The sequence below is a fragment of the Agromyces marinus genome (assembly GCF_021442325.1).
Taxonomy (GTDB): domain Bacteria; phylum Actinomycetota; class Actinomycetes; order Actinomycetales; family Microbacteriaceae; genus Agromyces; species Agromyces marinus.
The window spans coordinates 219,019-238,276 of sequence record NZ_CP087879.1 but is presented as its reverse complement, the minus strand read 5'-3'; the positions used below and the strand labels follow the sequence as shown (position 1 = coordinate 238,276).

Here is a 19,258-nt window from a genome sequence, read left to right as displayed (position 1 = left end):
GGCGCATCATCGGGCGCCCGCGGCTCTGGAAGGATCGAGGGATGAACGACGACCGGCTTCTCGTGACCGTGCCCGGTGCCACGCTGCGGCGAACCCTCGAGCAGACCGCGGGCGGCGTTCCGGACGGGGTCGACGTGCTCGAATGGGACATGACCGGGCCGCCTCCGGCCGAGGCCGACGGGCGCCGGATCGACATCGTCGTCCCGCCGTACATGGGTGCCGCGGCGCGGCTCGGAGCGCTCGCGGGCGTCGAGGTCGGGCTCGTGCAGTCGCAGTCGATCGGCTACGACGGCGTGCCCGCCGCGCTGCCGCCGGGGCACGTGTTCGCGAACGCGGCATCCGTTCACGAGGCCTCGACGGCCGAACTCGCGCTCGGGCTCGTGATCGCGGCGCAGCGCGGCATCCCCGACTTCGTCCGGGAGGCCGGCGAGGGCCGCTGGGCTCCCGCACGCCACGCGAGCCTCGCCGACCGGCGCGTGCTGCTCGTCGGGTACGGCGGGGTGGGCCGGGCGATCGAGGAGCGGCTCGCGGGCTTCGAGGTCGAGCTCACGCGCGTCGCGAGCCGCGCCCGCGATGACGAGCGCGGGCACATCCACGGCGTCGACGAACTGCCGGGCCTGCTGCCCGGCGCCGAGATCGTCATCGTCGTCGTGCCGCTCTCGGATGCCACGACCGGGCTCGTCGACGCCGGCTTCCTCGCCGCCCTGCCTGACGGTGCCCTCGTCGTGAACGTCGCGCGCGGTCCCGTCGCCGACACGGACGCGATCCTCGCCGAGGCGGCATCCGCTCGGCTGCGCTTCGCGCTCGACGTCACCGACCCCGAGCCGCTGCCCGACGGCCACCCGCTGTTCGGCCTGCCGAACGTGCTGATCACCCCGCATGTCGGGGGCGCGACGAGCGCGATGATGCCGCGCATGGCGCGGCTGCTGCGCGAGCAGATCGAGCGGATGCTTCGCGGCGACGCCCCACGCAACGTCGTGCTGCGCAGCTGAGGGGGCGTCCGCGCGTCTGGACCGTTGATGCGGGTGTCGCGCCCCCGGGACCCACGAGAACTGTCCACACGGGGAACGGCCGCCCGCACGGGGAACGCCGGAATCTCAGGGACAGCCCCCTTGCGGCGTCCGGCGCCCCGGTGCACCCTGCGCACATGGACGCCGTCCTGGAGTTGGAGATCGGGCCCGGCCCCGAACCGGGCTCCTACACCGTCGACGTGCTGAGGTCCGTCGGGGGCGGACAGCCCCGCGCGACGATGAGCCTCGACCTGGAGTCCCTGGTGGATCGCCGCGACGACCTCGAAGCGAGCGTGCTCGCATCGGCGGTCACGGCGCGCCGCGTGCTCACCGAGTCCGAGGCCGCCATACGGCAGGTCGGGCGCACGCTGTTCGAGTCCGCGTTCACCGGCGAGGTGCGCGCCGCGTACCGCACGAGTGTCGCGGTCGCGGCCGAACGCGGCAGCGGGGTGCAGCTCGCGCTGCGACTCACCGCGCCCGGGCTCGCGGCGCTGCCGTGGGAGGCGCTGTTCGACCCGGTCGAAGGCGTGTACCTGTGCCGCAAGGAGCCGCTCGTCCGCCATGTGCCGACGGGGTACACGCCGCCGTCGCTCGAGGTCGCTCCGCCGTTGCGCGTGCTCGCGATGGTGTCCTCGCCACGCGGTCTTCCGCCGCTCGACGCCGACCACGAGCGCGAACTCCTCGATGGGGCCCTGCGCGAGCACCTCCGCGATGGCCGCGTCGAGGTCGACTGGCTGACCGAGGTGACGTGGTCGAACGTGCACGACCGGCTGCTCGACGGCGAATGGCACGTGCTGCACTTCATCGGGCACGGGACGTACGACACGGTCTCCGACGAGGGCGTGCTCGCATTCGTCGACGAGCACGGCCGCGCGGACTACGTGCCCGCTTCGAGTCTCGCCGACCTCCTCGACGAAGCCGACCCCACTCCGCGGCTCGTGCTCCTCAACTCGTGCCGATCGGGCGCAGGCGGCACGGCCGACCTGTTCTCGGGCACCGCCGCCGCGCTCGCGCACAGCGGCATCCACGCGGTCGCGGCGATGCAGTTCTCGATCAGCGACTCCGCGGCGCTGCAGTTCTCGCGCGGGTTCTACTCGGCGCTCGCGCACGGTCGCGGCATCGACGAGGCGGTGCGCAGCGGCCGGATCGGGATCCTCGGCACCGGGCCGGGCACGCTGGAGTGGGTGACTCCGGTCCTGTACCTGCGCGGTGAGGACACGCGCCTGTTCGACTTCCGGGAGGTCGAGCGGATGCCGCGGCCCGCGCCGCCTGCACCAGACCCGGTCTCCGCGCCTCCCCCGGCGACGGCGCCGATACCCGCGCCCGCGCCGACGCCCCCACCCACGCAGGCGCGCGCTGCACCCCCGTCGGCGCGCGGACCCGCCCCGGAGAGTGCATCACCGGCGCCCACCCCGACGACCGCGCCGACCCCGCAGCCCTGGTGGCCCACTTCCGATGAGGTCGCCACCGGGCGCGGCCGCTCGGCTTCCCCTCGGCGAGGCGGCACACCGCGATGGCTCCCGTGGGTCGTCGTCGCGCTCGTGGCGGTGGCGGCGATCGTGGTCGCAGCGGTGCTGGTCGTCCCGAGGCTGATCGGAAGCGGCACCGCGACCGAGGACGTCGGTGCGGGAGGCGGGCAGGGCACGCAGGCCGGCGACGGCGTCGTGACCGGCGACACGATGTCCGACGGGACACCCGCCGATGCGGTCGTCGCGCTGACGAACACCGACCAGTGGGTCTCGACGGAACTGACGTGTTCCGCCGGCGATCTCTTCGCGCTCGAGGCCGAGGGCGAGATGAGCTGGAACGGCACCGACGAAGGGGTCACCGGACCGGGCGGTGCGGATGTCGATCAGCCGGGTCTCGTCGCCGGCCTGCCGCATGCCGCGGTCATCGCGGGCCTGCTCCACCACGCCGACGAGCGGGTTCCCGTCGGCACGTCGACGACCTACGCCTGCCCGAACGCGGGCACGTTGTGGGTCGGGGTGAACGACGCCGCGCCGGGCGACAATCGGGGCGAGTTCATCGTGCGTGTCCGGCAACTGCCCGCCGAGTAGTGGATCGGCCGCGCGTCGCGGTCGATTCCGCCCGCCGGGTGCCGAACGCACCGGCGGCACGACCCGGTCAGCGCCCGAGCCGCCCGGACACCTGCCAGGCCCCGCGCCGCACGGCGCGCTCGAGGTCGCGCGCGCGGGCCGACAGGTCGGCGGCCGATACCGAGACCGAGACCGCCCCGACGGTTCGCCCGGCGCTCGACCGCACGGGCGCGGCGATGCAGGCGAGCTTCGGCAGGTACTCCTCGACCTCGACCGCGAGTTGCTGTGCGCGGACGTCGTCGAGCGTGTCACGGAGTGCCGCGGCATCCGTCATCGACGACGCGGTGAGTCGGCGCGCACCGTGCCGGTCGAGGAACCTCGCCACCGCGGCGTCGTCGCGCGAGGCGAGCATGAGCTTGCCGAACGCGGTCGTGTGCGCCGCCTCGGAGAATCCGACGTGCAGCTGCCCGATGCGCGGGTGCGCCGCCGAGTCCTCGATGTGCGCGATCGCGATGTCGTCCCCGCGGAACACGGTGAGGTAGGCGGGCGCCCCGACCTCGTCGTGGACCGCGCGCAGCGCCCGGCGGACGGGGTCGGTCACGACCATCTGGTACGCGAGCGCTCGACCGAGCCGGTCGACGGCGCGCCCGAGGAGGTACCGGTGCTCACCGGCCTGGCGTGCGAGGTAGTCCTGCTGCTGGAGGGTGGCGAGCAGTCGGTAGGTCGTGGATTGCCCGAGGCCGAGTTCAGCGGCGATCTCCGCGGCGGTGAGGCCCTCCGGTGCCCCCGAGACGAGGTCGAGGATCCGAAGGGCACGCTCGGCCGACTGGATGCCCGCTCCGCCGCCGCGCTCCGTCACGCTCATGTGCCGATCGTACGCCGCGCGCGGCAGTCGTCGTCCCGGTGGATCGTCGGTCTTTCGCACATAGTGCGAAGGGGGCGTGACCACGCGCCCGGGCCGGTCGCAGGCTGGTTCGAACGCGGCGGACAGGACCGCCCGACACATCCGGAGGCACCACCCATGACCAAGATCCTCATCATCACCGGCGACGCGGCCGAGACGCTCGAGGTCTTCTACCCGTACGAGCGACTCAAGGAGGAGGGCTTCGAGGTGCACATCGGCGCACCCGAGGCACGCCGCCTGCAGTTCGTCGTGCACGACTTCGTCGACGGCTTCGACACCTACACCGAGAAGCTCGGCCACACCTGGCCGGCCGACATCGCGCTCGCCGACGTCGATCCCGCGGACTACGCGGCGATCGTGATCCCCGGCGGGCGGGCGCCGGAGTACCTGCGCAACAACGACGACGCCAAGCGCATCGTGCGGCACTTCTTCGATCAGGACGCCCCGGTCGCCGCGACCTGCCACGGTCCGCTGCTGCTCGCCGCGGCGGGCGTGCTCGAGGGCCGGACGTCGTCGATCTACCCGGAGCTCGCGATCGACCTCGAGGTCGTGGGCGCCGCGTTCGAGAACGGCGGCGGGGTCGTCGACGGCAACCTCGTGACCTCGCGGGCGTGGCCCGACAACGGCATGTGGATGCGCGCGTTCCTCGCGGTGCTCGCCGACGCAGGGGTCGTGCCGGCCGAGGCTGCCGCAGCCGAGGTCAGCCCTGCCGCCTGAGCGACGGACCGACCGGAGCCGCGGCGGTTCCACCCCTGCGGCGTAGGCTCGGGTCATGCCCGCTTCGGTCGAACCCCGCGTCGCCCTGTACTTCGATTTCGACAACATCGTCATCTCGCGGTACGACCAACTCCACGGCGACAGCCAGTACCGCAAGGACACGTCTCGGGGGAAGTCGATCTCGCCGGGCACGAAGGCGGCGGATCGCCTGCGTGAGGCCACGGTCGACGTGGACGCGGTGCTCGATTTCGCCGCGACGTTCGGCACGATCGCGATCGCGCGTGCCTACGCCGACTGGTCAACGCCCGTGAACGCGAGCTATCGCGGGCAGTTGATCGACCGTGCGGTCGACCTCGTGCAGCTCTTCCCGCTGTCCGCGACGAAGAACGGCGCCGACATCCGACTCTCGGTCGACGCGGTGGAAGACATGTTCCGCATCGACGACCTGTCGCACATCGTGATCGTCGCGGGCGATTCCGATTACGTGGCGCTCGCGCAGAAGGCCAAGCGCCTCGGCCGGTACGTCGTCGGCATCGGCGTGGCGGGCGGCACGAGCCGCGCGCTCACGGCGGCGTGCGACGAGTACGCCGACTACGACGCACTGCTGGCGACGGATGCCGCCGTGGCCGAAGACGAGGCCGACGTGCCCGCGCCTCCGGCCGCACCCGCGAAGGGTGGCCGGAGGTCGGGTGCGGCGTCGAAGGCGGCCAAGGCCCCGGAGCCGGCTGCCGATGAGGCACAGGCCGCCGACGAGGCGCCGCCTGCGCCGCGCCGCCGGCGCGCGACGTCGAAGTCGGTGGCGGATGCCGGGTCGGCCGACGTCGCGACGGATGCCGCGTCCGACGGCACGCCCGCCGAACCCTCCGTCCCGTCGACGGCGGTCCGGTTCGTGGCTCCCGGCCAGTCGCTCGAGGACGGCGCGACCGGCACCACGCGCAACCCCGGGCGCCTGCTGCTGAAGGCCCTCGAACTGCTGCGCGCCAAGAGCGACGACGAGTGGCAGCCCTCGGGTGCGGTCAAGAACCAGATGATGCGGATGGATCCGTCGTTCCAGGAGCGCCGCCTCGGCTTCGCGTCGTTCACCGAGTTCCTGAAGTCGCGCGGCGGGGTCGTCGAGCTCGATGAGTCGCCGGGGCAGAACCGGGTCCGGATCCGCCCGAAGAAGGGCTGAGCCCGGGTCGACGCCCGGAGCTCAGCGGTCGTCCCTGGTCGACCCTCCGCCGTAGATGATCACGCCCGTGGTGTCGCCGGTGCGGCCGCCGAGAGCTCGGGATCGCCGCTTCGGCGGTGGGGTGGGGCCCAGCTCGGCGGCGCCATCCGGGATGACAGGTCGTGCGTCGGCGCTGCAGCGGCGGCAGGGGGCGTCGTGCGCGGTGCGACCCTCGGCAGGTCGGCGAACAGCGGGACGAGGTCGCCCCAGGTCGCGGCTGCACGTGCGGATGCTGAACGATCCGCGAGTTCGGCGGCGGTCAGACGGCCCTCGGCCCGCGCGGAGGCGAGGTGCACGACCGCTTCTTCGCGTTCGGCGTCGCTCAGGCGTTCCTGCGGTCGGTCAGGTTCGGCGTATCCGCTCATTCCTCCAGCGTGGCGCACGCGCGCCCATCCTCGCCACCGCGTCTCGGCCGAAGCCCGTCCGGGCGCCTCGATCGCTTTGTGGTCTGACCACATCTGGTACTCTGTGGTCTGACCACAGTGCAGCGAGCGAGGAGAGCCATGGCCGACAAGGCATCCGCTCGCACGATCGAGCCCCGCGCCTGGCAGGCCGTCCTCGAGCACGTCGAGCGCAAGCTCCTGGGCGGCGAACTCGCCCCCGGAGACCGGCTGCCCGGCGAGCGCCAGCTCGCGGCCGACCTCGGCGTCGGCCGGTCGAGCGTGCGCGAGGCCCTGCGCGTGCTCGAGGTGCTCGGGCTCATCCGCACCCACACCGGGTCGGGCCCGACCTCGGGCGCGATCATCATCGCGACCCCCGGTGGCGGCATGAGCGCGCTCATGCGCCTGCAGGTCGCCGCGAGCGGGTTCCCCGTGAACGACATCGTCGCGACCCGGCTCCTGCTCGAGTCGCACGTCGCGGCCGGCCTCGCCGCGGCGAGCGCCGGCGATGCGGCATCCGCCCCCGATCTCGCCGCGGCCGAGCGCCTGCTCGACGCGATGGATGCCCCGGGCCTCGACCCGGCCGAGTTCCTCGCGCTTGACGCGGCGTTCCACCTCGCCCTCGCCGAGGCGTCCGGCAACCAGGTCGTGACCGCGACGATGGCCGGCCTGCGCAGCGGAATCGAGGGCTACGCGCTCGCCGGGCAGGCCCGCATCGCCGACTGGACCGCGACCTCGGCGAGACTGCGCGCCGAGCATCGCGGCGTGCTCGCCGCGATCCGGGCAGCGGATGCCGCGGCCGCGCGTGATCGCATCCACGACCACATCTCGGGGTACTACGCCGAGATCTCCCCCGACCCCACCCACCCGTAGGAGAAGGCACCACGATGGTCCAGCGCCAGTTCCCGAAGCCCCGCGAGCTCGCCGAGCTCATGAAGTTCAAGACGCCGACCCTGAACCCCACCGAGCGGCGGCTCGAGAAGGCGCTCACGATCGGCGACCTGCGCACCATCGCGAAGCGCCGCACGCCGAAGGCGCCGTTCGACTACACCGAGGGGTCGGCCGAGGGCGAGCTCTCGCTCGCGCGGGCACGGCAGGCGTTCCTCGACATCGAGTTCCACCCGTCGATCCTGCGGAACGTGCCCGAGGTCGACACGACCCGCGAGGTGCTCGGCGGCCCGAGCGCGCTGCCGTTCGGCATCGCGCCGACGGGCTTCACGCGCATGATGCAGACCGAGGGCGAGGAGGCCGGCGCGGGCGCCGCGGGCGCCGCGGGCATCCCGTTCACGCTCTCGACGCTCGGAACGACCTCGATCGAGGGCGTGAAGGCCGCGAACCCGACCGGGCGCAACTGGTTCCAGCTGTACGTCATGAAGCAGCGCGAGATCTCGTACGGCCTGGCCGAGCGCGCAGCGGCCGCGGGCTTCGACACGCTGTTCTTCACGGTCGACACCCCGGTCGCGGGGGCGCGCCTGCGTGACAAGCGGAACGGGTTCTCGATTCCTCCGCAGCTCACGCTCGGCACCGTGGTCAACGCGATCCCACGGCCCGCCTGGTGGATCAACTTCCTGACCACGCCGAAGCTCGAGTTCGCGTCGCTCTCCTCGACGGGCGGCACGGTCGGCGAGCTGCTCGACTCGGCGATGGACCCGACGATCTCGTTCGACGACCTCGACGTGATCCGGGGGATCTGGCCGGGCAGGATCGTCGTGAAGGGCGTGCAGACCGTCGAGGATGCCAAGCTCCTCGCCGACCGCGGCGTCGACGGCATCGTGCTCTCCAACCACGGCGGTCGCCAGCTCGACCGCGCACCCGTGCCGTTCCTGCTGCTGCCGCACGTCGTGCGCGAGGTCGGCGGCGACCTCGAGGTGCACGTCGACACGGGCATCATGTCGGGCGCCGACATCGTCGCGTCGATCGCGCTCGGCGCGCGGTTCACCCTCATCGGCCGCGCCTACCTGTACGGGCTCATGGCCGGCGGCCGGCGCGGCGTCGACAAGGCCATCGAGATCCTGCAGAGTGAGATCGTGCGCACGATGAAGCTGCTCGAGGTCGCCTCGCTCGACGAACTGACGCCGAAGCACGTGACCCAGCTGACGCGGCTGGTGCCGGTCGCCGCGCCCGCCGCCGTTGCGGGCGAGCAGGCGGCCGAGCGGATGCCGGCGCAGCTGTGACGGGCGAGGGGCGCGCAGCGCGCCGCTTCGCGGTCGGGTCGTACACGCCCGATGGTCCGGGTCCGGGCGTGCACGTGGTGGAGCGGTCGGTCGATGGTGACTGGAGCATCGTCGCCTCGGCGGAGGCCTCGAATCCGTCGTTCCTCGCGGTGCACGACGACCTGTGGTTCGCGGTCGGAGAAGATGCCTCGGGCTCGCTGCGCAGCTTCCGCCTGGTCGGAAACACGCTCACGCCGGTCGACGCGGTCGAGCACGGCGAGGGCGACCCGTGCCACGTCGTGGTCGACGCGACGCGCAGCCTCGTGCTCATCGCGAACTACTCGGGCGGCTCGGTGACGGTGGTCCCGTTCGCCTCGGGCGGCACGCTCGGAACGCCGAGAACCCTCGCACTGCCGCACCGCACCGGACCGGTGACCGGCCGTCAGGATGGGCCGCACGCCCACCAGATCGCCGCGACTCCGTGGGGCACGCACCTCGTGAGCGACCTCGGCGGTGACGCGGTCCACGAGTTCACCGTCGAGACGGCGGATGCCGCGGTGCCGACGCTCCGCGTCGTCCGCTCGCTCGACCTGCCGGCCGGAACCGGCCCACGGCACATGGTGCTGACGGAGGGCGTGCTGCACGTGATCGGCGAACTCGACGGCCGCCTGCACACGTTCGCGTTCGACGCGACGGAGGTTTCGCCTCTCGGCAGCGCCGCCGCGGTGCTCGACCCGGATGCCGAGGGCGACGTGTACCCGTCGCACCTGGATCTCGCTCCCTCGGGCCGGCTGCTCACGACGCTCGTGCGCGGGCGAGACACGGTCGCGGTGTTCGATGCCGCCCGTCGAGAGGCTCAGGGCGCGGGCGTTCCGCGCCTCGCGGCCGAGCACCCGCTCGGCACGGGAACCTGGCCCCGCCACCACGCCCACCTCGACGACCGCACGGTCGTCGTGGCCGCACAGTTCGGCAATGCCCTCATCGAGCTCGACCTGGTCACGGGCGCACTGCGCGAGGCGCTCGCGCTGCGCGCGCCGTCGTGCGTGGTGCCGCTCGCCTGAGGCGGCGCTTCCGCCTGCGCCGACAGCGTCCATCGGCCTGGCCGACGCCGCCATCGGCGTATCGGGACCGCGGTTGCGGCCCGCAGGGGAACACGCCCGCGCAATCGCCCGGTACTTCGGTACCGCCGCGCCGGTACACCGGTACCGCGCCCTGATACCGAGGCTGCCGCGCGGCTCACGGCTCACGGTGCGGTGTCGACGATGGTCGACTCGACCGCGGTGAGCTCGGTCTCCTCGCCGAAGGTCCAGCCGAAGATCGTCGCCCCCGCGAGTCGACGCTCCCCGATCACGAGCCCGGTATCCGGGTCGATGATGATCTCCTGGCGCTCGCCGGCGCGGAACGGTTCGTTCCGGCCGATCGCGACCCCGGTCACGCCATCGAGGTTCGCGATGTCGTCGGTCGCGGTCACACCGGGAATACGCGACAGGGCATCGAGGAGCGCGGCTCGTGGGGCCGCCGGGACGAGCCCCGAACGGAGGATGTCCGCGATCCGGACGAAGTTGTCCTCGTCACGGGAGGCGGAGCCGCCGGTGTACTGCTCGTCGATCCAGGCGTAGGCCGCCGCACCGTTCGTCGGGATATCGGCGTAGTCCACCCGTACCCACGGGCTCTCGGGTCCGTAGAACCGCCCGTCGGCGGCTCGTGCCGTCTCGATCGACTCTCCGGTGAGTACTCCCTGCATGCTGCCCCAATCGCGGTACAGCACCCACTCGGCGGTGGGGTCGGCCGGCATGTACACGTCGAGGATCTGGTCATTCGGCTCGCAGACGACCTTCGCGGTGTCTTCGCTGCCCGAGCAGACCTGCCAGCGCGCATGCGTGCGGGAGCGGAGGTACTCGCCGGAACCGGGAACGAGATCGGCATACCGCCCGGTCTCGGCCGCTGCGGTGCGGAGCACGTCGCTCGCGTACGCCGTCGAAGCGTTCAAGCTCACGTTCCCCGCGACGAGCACCCCGGTCAGTGTCGCCGCGACGCCGACGCCCACCCACGTCAGGCGTGGCAGCCACCGTCGCCGGTGCTCAGCCGGCCTCGCACTCGACGTGCCCGAGACCTCGTCGGCCACTCGGGCGAGCAGCGCCGCGCGCGCGGCCGTGAGGGCCTCGGGGCTGGGTTCGCGGTCGTCGTCACGAGTGCTGCGGAGCAGTGTCAGTTCGTCCATGTTCCGTCTCCTGTTCGAGGGTGCCGAGTCCCGCGGCGCGGCGGAGCTGCCGCCGCGCGCGGTTGAGTCGTGAGCGCACCGTTCCGACCGGCACCCGCATCGCCGCGGCGATCGACGCGTAGTTCAGATCGCCCCACGCGTACAGCAGCAACGTGTCGCGATCCGCCTCCGACAGCCTGCGGAGCGCGTTCCCCAGGCGCCGGGTCAGCCGCTCGGCGTCGATGCGGGAACCCACCTGCTCGATGAAGTCCGGCGCGATCCGCGCTGCCAGGTCGGCGGACATCCCCTTCCACGCCACCGCCTCCACCCGCGCATGCTTCCGCATCAGCCGCGTCGCGATACCGAGGAGCCATGGCCTGGCATCGCCGACCTCGAGGTCGAACGACGACCGCCGCTCGAACGCCACGAGGAAGGTCTCCGACATCACGTCATCCGCGACCTGGTCGCCCAACCGTTGCGCGACATACCGGTACACGGCCTTCGCGTGACGGTCGAACAGCATCGCGAAGGCGGCCGGCTCTCGGGCCGACCGCTCAATCACCTCGTTGTCGGGGCTCACATCCGTATTGCTCGATCCCCTCGTTTCGGTTCACACCATCTTGCCCCTCGGGACCTCGTCACGGGCGCGGTGCGCGAGGCGCTCGCGCTGCGCGCGCCGTCGTGCGTGGTGCCGTTGTCCTGAACGCCGGTCCTTCGGCTGCGATCGGCGAGAATGAGCGGATGCCGAACGAACCCGTCGTCCTCCGCGCCGATGATCCGCGCGCTGCGGCGCTGCAGGCCGACGGCTGGACCGTCACCGCTCGATCATGGGCGGCGCAGCTGACCGGCGTCACTGTGGTCCGCGACCGGCTGGAGCGACTCGTCGACCGCGTGCGCGACGTCGGCGAGGTCCGCGAGGTCATGGACGCAGACCTCCATGCTGTGCTCGAACTCGACGCGGCGACGCTCGCCGACTACCCGGGCGGGGTGGCGACGCGCCACGAGCCACTCACCCCCGAGCGCGCCCGCGTCTCACCCGAACGCCGCGCGTTCGGCCTGTTCGACGTCGACGGCCGCGCACTCGGCGTCACGTACGTCGACATCGACGGCCGTCGCGCCGAGACCGACTTCACCGTGGTCGCCCGGGACCACCGCGGGCTCGGCGTCGGTGCGGCGGTCAAGGCGGCACCCGTTCTCGCCCTCGCGGACTCGGGCATCGGGGTCTTCCGCACCGGCGGCTCGGCTGACAACCCGGCGAGCCTCGCCGCCAACCGATCCGTCGGGTACGTCGTCGACGAGCAGTGGGTGACCCTCGCTCGGCTGTGAGACGCCCCTCGAGCGCCGGGTTCGCCTGCCGTCGCGGAGGGGCGACGGGGTGACGAGCGCGGAGCACTGCCCTTCTGCGACCTCCGGTACTTCGGTACCGCGAGGCCGGTACTTCGGTACCCGGTTCGCGAAGGCAACTGCCGCCCCGGCTCGTGCGCGGCCGCGTTGACGATCTCGGCGCCTGACGGCGCTCCTCCCGAGCGCCGATGCCGAGCACCGACGCAGTCAGCGATCGCTCACCAGCTCGTGAGCAGCAGGTGCTGCACGACGAGGGCGAAGGCGAGTTGACCGGCGAACCCCCATCGGCGCCAGCGGGCCGTGAGCAGGGCGGTGCCGACGAGCAGCCACGGCACGAAGGGCAGCCAGATGCGCTCGACCTCCGCCTTGCTCATCTGCGACAGGTCGGCGGCGACGATCGTGAGCGCTGCGGCGAGCGCGAGCACGATGACGACGCGTTCCGGCCGCGCCTGCGCCCGCCACGACAAGCCCCGCGCCCCCGCCGTCGCGACCGCCGCGCCCGCGAGCGGTCCGGCGCTGAACGAGAGCGCCGCGAGGTTGCCCCACACCCAGTAGGTGAACTGGCGGCGGCTCGCGACGCCGTCCCAGTAGCGCTCGACGAGCACGGGGAACGCCTCCCACCACGCGAACCCGAACGCGGCGAACGCGAGCACGACCGCGAGCGCCGCGACCGCGGCGATCGGCAGCGGACGCCAGTCGCGTCCGAGCGCGAGCACGGCGAGTGCGAGGATGCCGAGCAGCGGCAGTCCGTACGACATCATGACGCAGTACCCGAGCAGGAGGCCCGCGAGCACGCTCCACGCGGCCATGGTGCCGGGGCGGCGTGCGGTCGCCGCGAACCCGAGCGTGCAGAGCCCCCACGCGGCGACCGCGGCGAACATCCCGTCGGCCGAGACCGCGAACCAGATCGCAGCGGGGCCCATGGCCAGGAACGGCGCTGCCCGGCGGGCGGCATCCTCCGCGCCGAGCCGGCGCAGCAACAGCAGCACGGCGACCGCCGCGCTCGCCCCGACGAGCAGCACGACGAACCCCGCCGCGAGGCCGCCGCCGAGGCCGAGCCGAACGAGCACCACGAAGAACAGCAGCGCGCCCGGCGGGTGGCCGGCGATGTGCACGGGCCAGTTGTCCTCCGAGTCGAGCGGGATCCGGCTGACGTACTCGCGCAGCGTCGCACCGAAGTCGGTGACCTCACGCGCCGTGCCGAGGTACTCGTACCTGTGCTCGAGGATGCTGCCGATGCCCTCCCACCCGTCGACCGTCGCGAGCGCGACCATCCAGGCGACCCCCGCCGCGTACGCGGTCGCGAGCAGCCCGCCCCAGGGCAGCCGCCGCGCGAGCGGGCCACCCCAGACGGATGCCGCGATCGCGAGCAGCACGGCCGGAAGCGTGCCGGGGCCGAGCCGTGGCATCCACTCGGCGTGCAGCGGCGGGAACCAGCGGACGTTCACGTCCTGACCGAGCAGCGGCGGGACGATGATCGCGAGCGGGATGAGCGCGAGCGAGACCCCGAGACCGATCCAGGGCGCCAGGGTCTCGAGCCGGCCGCGGGCGGTCTGCTGTTCGCGCACGACCCCGAGCCTACGGAGCGCGCGCCCCACCCGACAGGCCCGGAGACCTTACGGAACGACGACGGCGCACGTCCGCGAACCGTAACCTCCGACTCTCGCGGCGGGAGCGCTCGGGTGGTCGACTGGACCCATGGCCGGCTTCACCGAACGCGCCTCGGCCCGCATCGCCGAACGGCTCGAACCGCTCGCGCGCGGGGCGCACGACGCGGCATCCGACCCGCCGGTGAAATCCGCCCGCACCACCGTCGTCATCGGCCGCCTGCTCGGCGCCGCGTTCCTCATCTGCTTCGCCACGGGCATCTACAGCCACCTGCTGCAGAACCCGCTGCCCTGGCTGCCCATGCCCGCGCGCCCCGTCAGTCTGTACCGCGTCACGCAGGGTCTGCACGTCATCGCCGGAACCGCGGCCGTGCCGCTGCTGCTCGCGAAGCTGTGGTCGGTCTATCCCCGACTGTTCGCGTGGCCGCCGGTGCGGTCGGTCGGGCACGCGCTCGAACGCGCGTCGATCGCGGTGCTCGTGGGCGTGTCACTCGTCGAGGTGACCATCGGCCTGCTGAACCTCGTGCAGTGGTACGTCTTCCCGTTCCCGTTCCGCGCCACGCACTTCGCACTCGCCTGGGTGCTGATCGGCGCGCTCGCCATCCACCTCGGGGTGAAGCTGCCCGTCATCGTGCGCGTCTGGCGGCGAGACCCGCGCGACCGGCCGGATGCCCCGGGCCGTACGGTCACCCGCCGCGGCTTCGTCCGCACGGTCGGCACCGCCGCGGCATCCGCTGTGCTGCTGACGGCCGGACAGTCGGTGCCTGTACTGGCCCCGTTCAACGCGCTCGCGCCGCGCCGCATGGGCGTCGGCCCGCAGGGCCTGCCGATCAACCGGACCGCGGCGCAGGCCGGCGTCACCGAGACAGCGGTCGCGCCCGACTGGGTGCTGACGGTCGCGAGCCCGGCCGGGTCGCGCGACTTCACGCTCGACGAGCTGCGCGCACTGCCGCAGACCGAGGCCGTGCTGCCCATCGCGTGCGTGGAGGGGTGGAGCCAGTCGGCGACGTGGCGGGGCGTGCGACTGGTCGACCTGCTCGCCGAAGCGGATGCCGGCGAGCCGAACGCCCCCGTCGGATTCGAGAGCCTGCAGGAGCGCGGCGCGTTCGCCCGCACCGAGATGCCGCCGCACTACGCGCGCGACCCGCTCACCCTCGTCGCACTCGAGCTCAACGGCGGCCCCCTCCACGTCGACCACGGGTTCCCGGCGCGGCTCATCGCGCCCGGGCGTCCGGGCGTCATGCAGACGAAGTGGCTGCGGCGCATCGAGGTGACCGCATGACCCGGATGACGAAGGCACGCGGCATCCTGATCGCCGGCGGGCTCGCACTGCTCGGGATCGGCGGGCTGCTCATCCTCACCGGGATCGCCCCCTCGCGATGGCTCGGGATCGGCGTGTGGGTGGCCGCGGCGATCCTGCTGCACGACGGCGTGCTCGCGCCGATCGTCGTCGCGATCGGCCTCGGCGCCGAACGCGTGCGCGATCGGCTCGGTCGCCGCGGGGTCGCGGTCGCGCAGGGGGCGCTCGTCGTCGGGGCGGTGCTCACCGCGATCACCGTGCCCGCGCTCGTCGCGTCGACGCTCGGCAATCCGAATCCGACGATCCTGGTCGGGTCCTACGGAATCGCGCTCGCGGTGATCTGGGCGGTCGTCGTGGCCGTCGCCGCGAACGCCCTCGTCCGCTCCCGCGCCGAAGTCGTGCGCAGGGGCCGGGCGATGCGCACGAAGTGACGCCCCACCGACTCCCACTGCTCGACGACCGTGAGTCCCGCGTCGGCCGCGACCTCGCGGATCGCGGAACGCCCGACCCGCGCCCACGCGAACGGCGCGCTCTCGCGGCCGGCGCCGTCGACGACCGTGCAGTCGCCGATGATCGCGAGACCGGGGTCGGCCTCGACCTCGACGAGCACCGTGCCGCCGTCGCCGGCCAGGCCCCCGCACCGGTGCAGGAGTGCCGACGGGTCGCCGCCGATGCCGATGTTGCCGTCCATGAGCAGCACGCTCCGCCACCGGCCCTCGAGCGGCAGCCGGGCGAACACCGAACGGTGCAGGGCGAGCCCGCCGGCGCCGCGCGCCCGGGCGACGGCGTGCGGCACGACATCGATCCCGACGGCGGGGATGGCGCGTGCGGCCGCGGCGTGCAGCATCCGCCCCGGCCCGCAGCCCACGTCGAGCACGGGGCCGACCGCCCGGTCGAGCACCGAGTGGTCGGCTACGCCGGCCGCATCCGCCCACCGGTCCGCCGGCAGGTCGTGCGTGGTGCCGTCGGGACCCCTGAGCGTGAGCGGCCCGAGGTGCCGGCCCGCCTGCCGCAGGAGGCGCGGCCACGGATCGCCGCCGCCCGTGCCGAAGTCCGCACGACCCGAGGGCCCGATCCCCCCTGCGGGCGGGCCGGTCCGACGCAGCGGCGGGACGCTCATACCTGCACCCCCGCGGTGAACTCGGCGTGCAGGCGGGCGAATCGCGAGTCGGGTGCGGCGAGCGCGACGGATGCCGCCGTGGCCGCCGTGTCGACGTCGGCGAGCTCGCCCAGCAGGCCGACTGCTCGCCCCGACGCCTCGAGCCGGGCGAGTTGGAGCCGGCCCGTGTCCGCACGCGACATGGGGACGCCGCGGATGAGCGAGCCGTCGGGTTCGCCCATCGCGAGCGCCCAGAAGCCGCCGTCGGCGGCGGGCCCCAGCCAGGCGTCGTGCCCCAGCGAGGCGGAGGCAGGCCCGATCCCGACGGCAGCCCCGAACCCCTCGAACACCGCGGCGACATCGTCGCCGCGCACCTGCGGCGTGTCCATGCCGAGGAGCAGCAACGGCTCTTCGATCACGTCGAACAGGTGCGCCAGCCGTTCGTCGAGGCCGCCGCCCGGCTGCGCCATGAGTTCGAACCCGCTGGCGGCGCGCGGCGGCGCGTCGCCAGCGAAGTAGAGGATGCGCCGCTCGACCGGGAGCGCCGCGACCGTGTCGAGCGTGTCGACGAGCGCCGCCTCGGCGAGCCCCGCCGCCTGTTCGGGCGTGAACGGCGGGGAGAGCCGGGTCTTCACCCGACCCGGCCGGCACTGCTTGGCGATGATCGCGACGGCGCTCACGCGTGCACCTCGGCGAGGATGCGCGACATGTCGCGGGCCGCGATCACCGTGCCGCGGAGGGTGCCCGTGACCTTGGAGCGTCCCTCGCGCGGACGGTACGGGACGTCGACCTCGCGGATGCGCCATCCGTCGGCCGCGGCACGCAGGACCATCTCCAGCGGGTACCCGCTGCGACGGTCGCGGAGGCCGAGCGCGCGCAGCCGCTCGGTGGCGGCGACGCGCAACGGCCCGAGGTCGTGCAGCGGCGTTCCCGTGCGGGCCGTCATGCGTCGCGCGAGCACGCGGTTGGCCAGTCGTGCATGAGCGGGCCAGGCGGAGTGCTCCGTCGGGCGGCGCCGGCCGAGCACCAGGTCGGCCTCGCCGCGTTCGACGAGTCGCAGCAGTCGGGGCAGGTCGCCCGGGTCGAGCGACGCGTCGGCGTCGCAGAACGCCACGAACGGGGCCGTCGCAGCCTCGAGCCCCGCGTGCGCGGCCGCTCCGAATCCGCGCCGCGACTCCGTGACGACCGTGGCGCCGAGTTCTCGTGCGATCTCGGCCGATCGGTCGGTCGATCCGTTGTCGACCACGATCGCCCGGACTCCGTCGGGGACCCGTTCGAGCACCCACGGCAGGGCCCGCTCCTCGTCGAGGCACGGGAGCACGAGGTCGACCCGCGGCGTGCTCGCGGCGTGCGCGCCGCTCACGGGTTCGCCCCCGCGGGCTGCGCGGCGGCGAACTCCGCGAGCCCGGTCTCGAGCGGGATCCGCGGCGTCCAGGCGAGCTCGGCCCTGGCACGAGCGGATGACGCGGTGATGTGCCGCACGTCGCCGAGCCGGTACTCCCCCGTGACGATCGGGTCCGGTCCGCGCATCGCGCGCGCGAGCCCCGCGGCGATCTGCCCGACCGTCGTGACGGCACCGGATCCGATGTTGTACGCCCGGGCCGACCCGTCGGGAAGCGCCGCGAGCCGGTCGGCGGCCGCGAGGTTGGCGGAGGCGACATCCGTCACGTGCACGAAGTCGCGGCGCTGCGCGCCGTCCTCGAACACGCGCGGAGCCTCGCCCGCGGCGAGCGACGAGCGGAAGATCGCCGCGACGCCGGCGTAGGGCGTGTCGCGCGGCATCCGCTGCCCGTAGACGTTGTGGTACCGCAGCAGCGCGGCCCGCCCGCCGGTCGCGCGCGCCCACGCGCCCGCGAGGTGCTCCTGCGCGAGCTTCGTGAGGGCGTACACGTTGCGCGGGTCGAGCGCGTCGTCCTCGTCGACGAGGTCCGGCACGAGCGGATGCCCCGACGCGGGGTCGCGCGGGTCGAACCGCCCCGCGGCCAGGTCGGCCTCGGTGCGCGGCGCCGGGCGACGGCGGGCTCCCGCGGCATCCCGGTACGCGCCCTCGCCGTACACGACCATCGACGATGCGATCACCAGGCGGCCGACCCGGGCGCGGGCCATGGCCGCGATGAGCTCGGCGGTGCCGACCACGTTCGAGGAGGCGTAGTCGGGCGAGTCCTGCAGGTCGACGCCGAGGCCGACCTTCGCAGCCTGGTGGCAGACGACATCGACGCCCTCGAGCGCCCGATCGAGGGCGTCCGCGTCGCGCACGTCGCCTCGGAGGCCCTCGGCCCCGTCGGGCAGGGCTGCGGATGCCGCGTGCACGTCGGTCCGCCACGAGTCCAGCACCCGCACGGCCTCGCCCCGGGCGAGCGCGCCGCGCACGATCTCGCCGCCGATGAATCCGGCCCCACCCGTGACGAGGATCCTCATCGCATCACCGGCCGGGCGAGCACGTGCGCGATCGCCTCGTCGTCGATGAGGGGGCGCGGCGCATACCCCGCCGGGACGGCGGAGACGATCCGTTCGAGCGCCGCGGCCATGCGCGGGCGGGCGTCCGCGAGTCGCCGGAACACGAGGTCGGCGGTGACCGCGTCCGGGTCGCCCTCGTCGCGCCCGGTGTCGGTGTCGGTCACCAGGCACAGCGTCACCGTACCCATCCCGAGCTCGGCTGCGAGTGCCACCTCGGGGCAGAGCGTCATGTTGACGAGGTCGGCGCCCGCTCCTCGGAGCACGTCCGCCTCGGCCCGGGTCGAGAACCTCGGACCCTGGATCACGGCGACGCATGCCCTCGCTGCGGCATCCGGGACCGCCGAGATCGCCGTGCGGCGCAGCACGGGGCAGAACGGGTCCGCGAACGGCAGGTGCCGCACGAGGTCGCCGTCGTAGAACGTGTCCGCCCGCCCGTACGTCCGGTCGAGCAGCTGGTCGGGAATCGCCCACGATTCCGGCGCGTGCTCGGCGCGGAGCGAGCCCACCGCCGCGGTCGACACGATCGCGCGGACCCCGAGGTCGGCGAACGCCCAGAGGTTCGCACGAGCGGGGATGCGGTGCGGCGTGACCGTGTGCGCGGCTCCGTGGCGAGCGAGGAACGCGACCGGCCGTCCGCCGAACCGGCCGAGGGTGACGCGCACCGGCCCGTACGGCGTGGCGTGCTCGCGCTCCTCGCCCTCGATCAGCGAGCCGAGACCGGTCCCCCCGACGATCCCCACCATCTCCATGGCTCAACCCTGCCCCGCCATCAGGTCCCCCCGAACGATGACTTCCTTACGATCCGCTGTCCAGACGTCGTGAACGCGGACGCGGGCGTACG

The 19,258-nt window shown here is 73.4% G+C and carries 20 protein-coding genes; 10 read left to right on the top strand and 10 right to left on the bottom strand.

The genetic code is table 11. The features are described 5' to 3' along the window. Positions 1–41 precede the first annotated feature (41 nt). Together DSM26151_RS01170 and DSM26151_RS15125 are read left to right on the top strand one after the other, a co-directional pair. Positions 42–992 (top strand): 2-hydroxyacid dehydrogenase, encoded by a 951-nt coding sequence (locus DSM26151_RS01170; RefSeq protein ID WP_234660606.1) that lies wholly within the window; start codon positions 42–44, stop codon positions 990–992. 155 nt (positions 993–1,147) lie between these two features. After that, the gene (locus DSM26151_RS15125) at positions 1,148–3,067 is read left to right on the top strand and encodes a CHAT domain-containing protein (RefSeq protein WP_267963241.1); all 1,920 of its coding nucleotides are present in this window, start codon (positions 1,148–1,150) and stop codon (positions 3,065–3,067) included. A gap of 67 nt (positions 3,068–3,134) precedes the next feature. On the opposite strand, the gene DSM26151_RS01155 is transcribed toward DSM26151_RS15125, so the two are convergent. Further along, a complete protein-coding gene (locus DSM26151_RS01155; RefSeq protein WP_234660605.1) occupies positions 3,135–3,911 on the bottom strand; it encodes an IclR family transcriptional regulator in 777 nt (258 codons plus the stop codon). A gap of 156 nt (positions 3,912–4,067) precedes the next feature. On the opposite strand from DSM26151_RS01155, the gene DSM26151_RS01150 reads away from it, so the two are divergent. Further along, positions 4,068–4,667, top strand: coding sequence for a DJ-1/PfpI family protein (locus DSM26151_RS01150; protein ID WP_234660604.1), 600 nt, complete (start codon positions 4,068–4,070; stop codon positions 4,665–4,667). 55 nt (positions 4,668–4,722) lie between these two features. Continuing rightward, entirely contained in the window at positions 4,723–5,838 is a 1,116-nt protein-coding gene (locus DSM26151_RS01145; protein WP_234660603.1) for an NYN domain-containing protein, read from the top strand. A 59-nt stretch (positions 5,839–5,897) separates the two neighbouring features. Here DSM26151_RS01145 and DSM26151_RS01140 read toward each other — a convergent pair whose 3' ends face one another. Then, positions 5,898–6,242: a DUF1707 SHOCT-like domain-containing protein gene (locus DSM26151_RS01140; RefSeq protein ID WP_234660602.1), complete on the bottom strand. Its 345-nt coding sequence runs from the start codon at positions 6,240–6,242 to the stop codon at positions 5,898–5,900. A 138-nt stretch (positions 6,243–6,380) separates the two neighbouring features. Here DSM26151_RS01140 and DSM26151_RS01135 point away from each other — a divergent pair, with 138 nt between their 5' ends. From DSM26151_RS01135 to DSM26151_RS01125, 3 genes are read left to right on the top strand one after another with little or no spacing between them, the layout of a single operon-like run. Next, positions 6,381–7,130 carry a FadR/GntR family transcriptional regulator gene (locus tag DSM26151_RS01135; RefSeq protein ID WP_234660601.1) on the top strand — a complete coding sequence of 250 codons (750 nt, stop codon included), beginning with the start codon at positions 6,381–6,383 and terminating at the stop codon, positions 7,128–7,130. A gap of 14 nt (positions 7,131–7,144) precedes the next feature. Further along, entirely contained in the window at positions 7,145–8,431 is a 1,287-nt protein-coding gene (locus DSM26151_RS01130) for an alpha-hydroxy acid oxidase (RefSeq protein ID WP_234660600.1), read from the top strand. Then, positions 8,428–9,471 carry a lactonase family protein gene (locus tag DSM26151_RS01125; RefSeq protein WP_234660599.1) on the top strand — a complete coding sequence of 348 codons (1,044 nt, stop codon included), beginning with the start codon at positions 8,428–8,430 and terminating at the stop codon, positions 9,469–9,471. Before DSM26151_RS01130 ends, DSM26151_RS01125 begins: the two co-directional genes overlap by 4 nt. Before the next feature lie 182 nt (positions 9,472–9,653). On the opposite strand, the gene DSM26151_RS01120 is transcribed toward DSM26151_RS01125, so the two are convergent. Next, complete coding sequence (locus DSM26151_RS01120) at positions 9,654–10,631, bottom strand: hypothetical protein (RefSeq protein WP_234660598.1); 978 nt, start codon at positions 10,629–10,631, stop codon at positions 9,654–9,656. Further along, the gene (locus tag DSM26151_RS01115) at positions 10,597–11,190 is read right to left on the bottom strand and encodes an RNA polymerase sigma factor (RefSeq protein WP_234660597.1); all 594 of its coding nucleotides are present in this window, start codon (positions 11,188–11,190) and stop codon (positions 10,597–10,599) included. Before DSM26151_RS01115 ends, DSM26151_RS01120 begins: the two co-directional genes overlap by 35 nt. Before the next feature lie 161 nt (positions 11,191–11,351). Between DSM26151_RS01115 and DSM26151_RS01110 the strand changes: the two genes are divergently transcribed. After that, positions 11,352–11,936 (top strand): GNAT family N-acetyltransferase, encoded by a 585-nt coding sequence (locus DSM26151_RS01110; protein WP_234660596.1) that lies wholly within the window; start codon positions 11,352–11,354, stop codon positions 11,934–11,936. 236 nt (positions 11,937–12,172) lie between these two features. Here DSM26151_RS01110 and DSM26151_RS01105 read toward each other — a convergent pair whose 3' ends face one another. Beyond that, positions 12,173–13,522: a hypothetical protein gene (locus tag DSM26151_RS01105; RefSeq protein ID WP_234660595.1), complete on the bottom strand. Its 1,350-nt coding sequence runs from the start codon at positions 13,520–13,522 to the stop codon at positions 12,173–12,175. A 130-nt stretch (positions 13,523–13,652) separates the two neighbouring features. On the opposite strand from DSM26151_RS01105, the gene DSM26151_RS01100 reads away from it, so the two are divergent. Together DSM26151_RS01100 and DSM26151_RS01095 are read left to right on the top strand one after the other, a co-directional pair. Beyond that, positions 13,653–14,843: a molybdopterin-dependent oxidoreductase gene (locus DSM26151_RS01100; protein ID WP_234660594.1), complete on the top strand. Its 1,191-nt coding sequence runs from the start codon at positions 13,653–13,655 to the stop codon at positions 14,841–14,843. Next, positions 14,840–15,292 carry a hypothetical protein gene (locus DSM26151_RS01095; protein ID WP_234660593.1) on the top strand — a complete coding sequence of 151 codons (453 nt, stop codon included), beginning with the start codon at positions 14,840–14,842 and terminating at the stop codon, positions 15,290–15,292. The genes DSM26151_RS01100 and DSM26151_RS01095 overlap by 4 nt, the downstream gene beginning before the upstream one ends. Here the strand turns inward: DSM26151_RS01095 and DSM26151_RS01090 are convergent. Genes DSM26151_RS01090 through DSM26151_RS01070 form a run of 5 tightly spaced genes read right to left on the bottom strand, consistent with a single transcriptional unit; the run spans position 15,178 to position 19,166 of the window. Further along, the gene (locus tag DSM26151_RS01090; protein ID WP_234660592.1) at positions 15,178–15,981 is read right to left on the bottom strand and encodes a methyltransferase domain-containing protein; all 804 of its coding nucleotides are present in this window, start codon (positions 15,979–15,981) and stop codon (positions 15,178–15,180) included. The two genes, DSM26151_RS01095 and DSM26151_RS01090, sit on opposite strands and share 115 nt — an antisense overlap. After that, a complete protein-coding gene (locus DSM26151_RS01085; protein WP_234660591.1) occupies positions 15,978–16,640 on the bottom strand; it encodes a TIGR04282 family arsenosugar biosynthesis glycosyltransferase in 663 nt (220 codons plus the stop codon). The genes DSM26151_RS01090 and DSM26151_RS01085 overlap by 4 nt, the downstream gene beginning before the upstream one ends. Then, positions 16,637–17,323 carry a glycosyltransferase family 2 protein gene (locus DSM26151_RS01080; protein WP_234660590.1) on the bottom strand — a complete coding sequence of 229 codons (687 nt, stop codon included), beginning with the start codon at positions 17,321–17,323 and terminating at the stop codon, positions 16,637–16,639. The genes DSM26151_RS01085 and DSM26151_RS01080 overlap by 4 nt, the downstream gene beginning before the upstream one ends. Further along, a complete protein-coding gene (locus DSM26151_RS01075) occupies positions 17,320–18,378 on the bottom strand; it encodes an NAD-dependent epimerase/dehydratase family protein (protein ID WP_234660589.1) in 1,059 nt (352 codons plus the stop codon). The genes DSM26151_RS01080 and DSM26151_RS01075 overlap by 4 nt, the downstream gene beginning before the upstream one ends. Then, entirely contained in the window at positions 18,375–19,166 is a 792-nt protein-coding gene (locus DSM26151_RS01070; RefSeq protein WP_234660588.1) for an MTAP family purine nucleoside phosphorylase, read from the bottom strand. Before DSM26151_RS01070 ends, DSM26151_RS01075 begins: the two co-directional genes overlap by 4 nt. Positions 19,167–19,258: the final 92 nt, after the last annotated feature.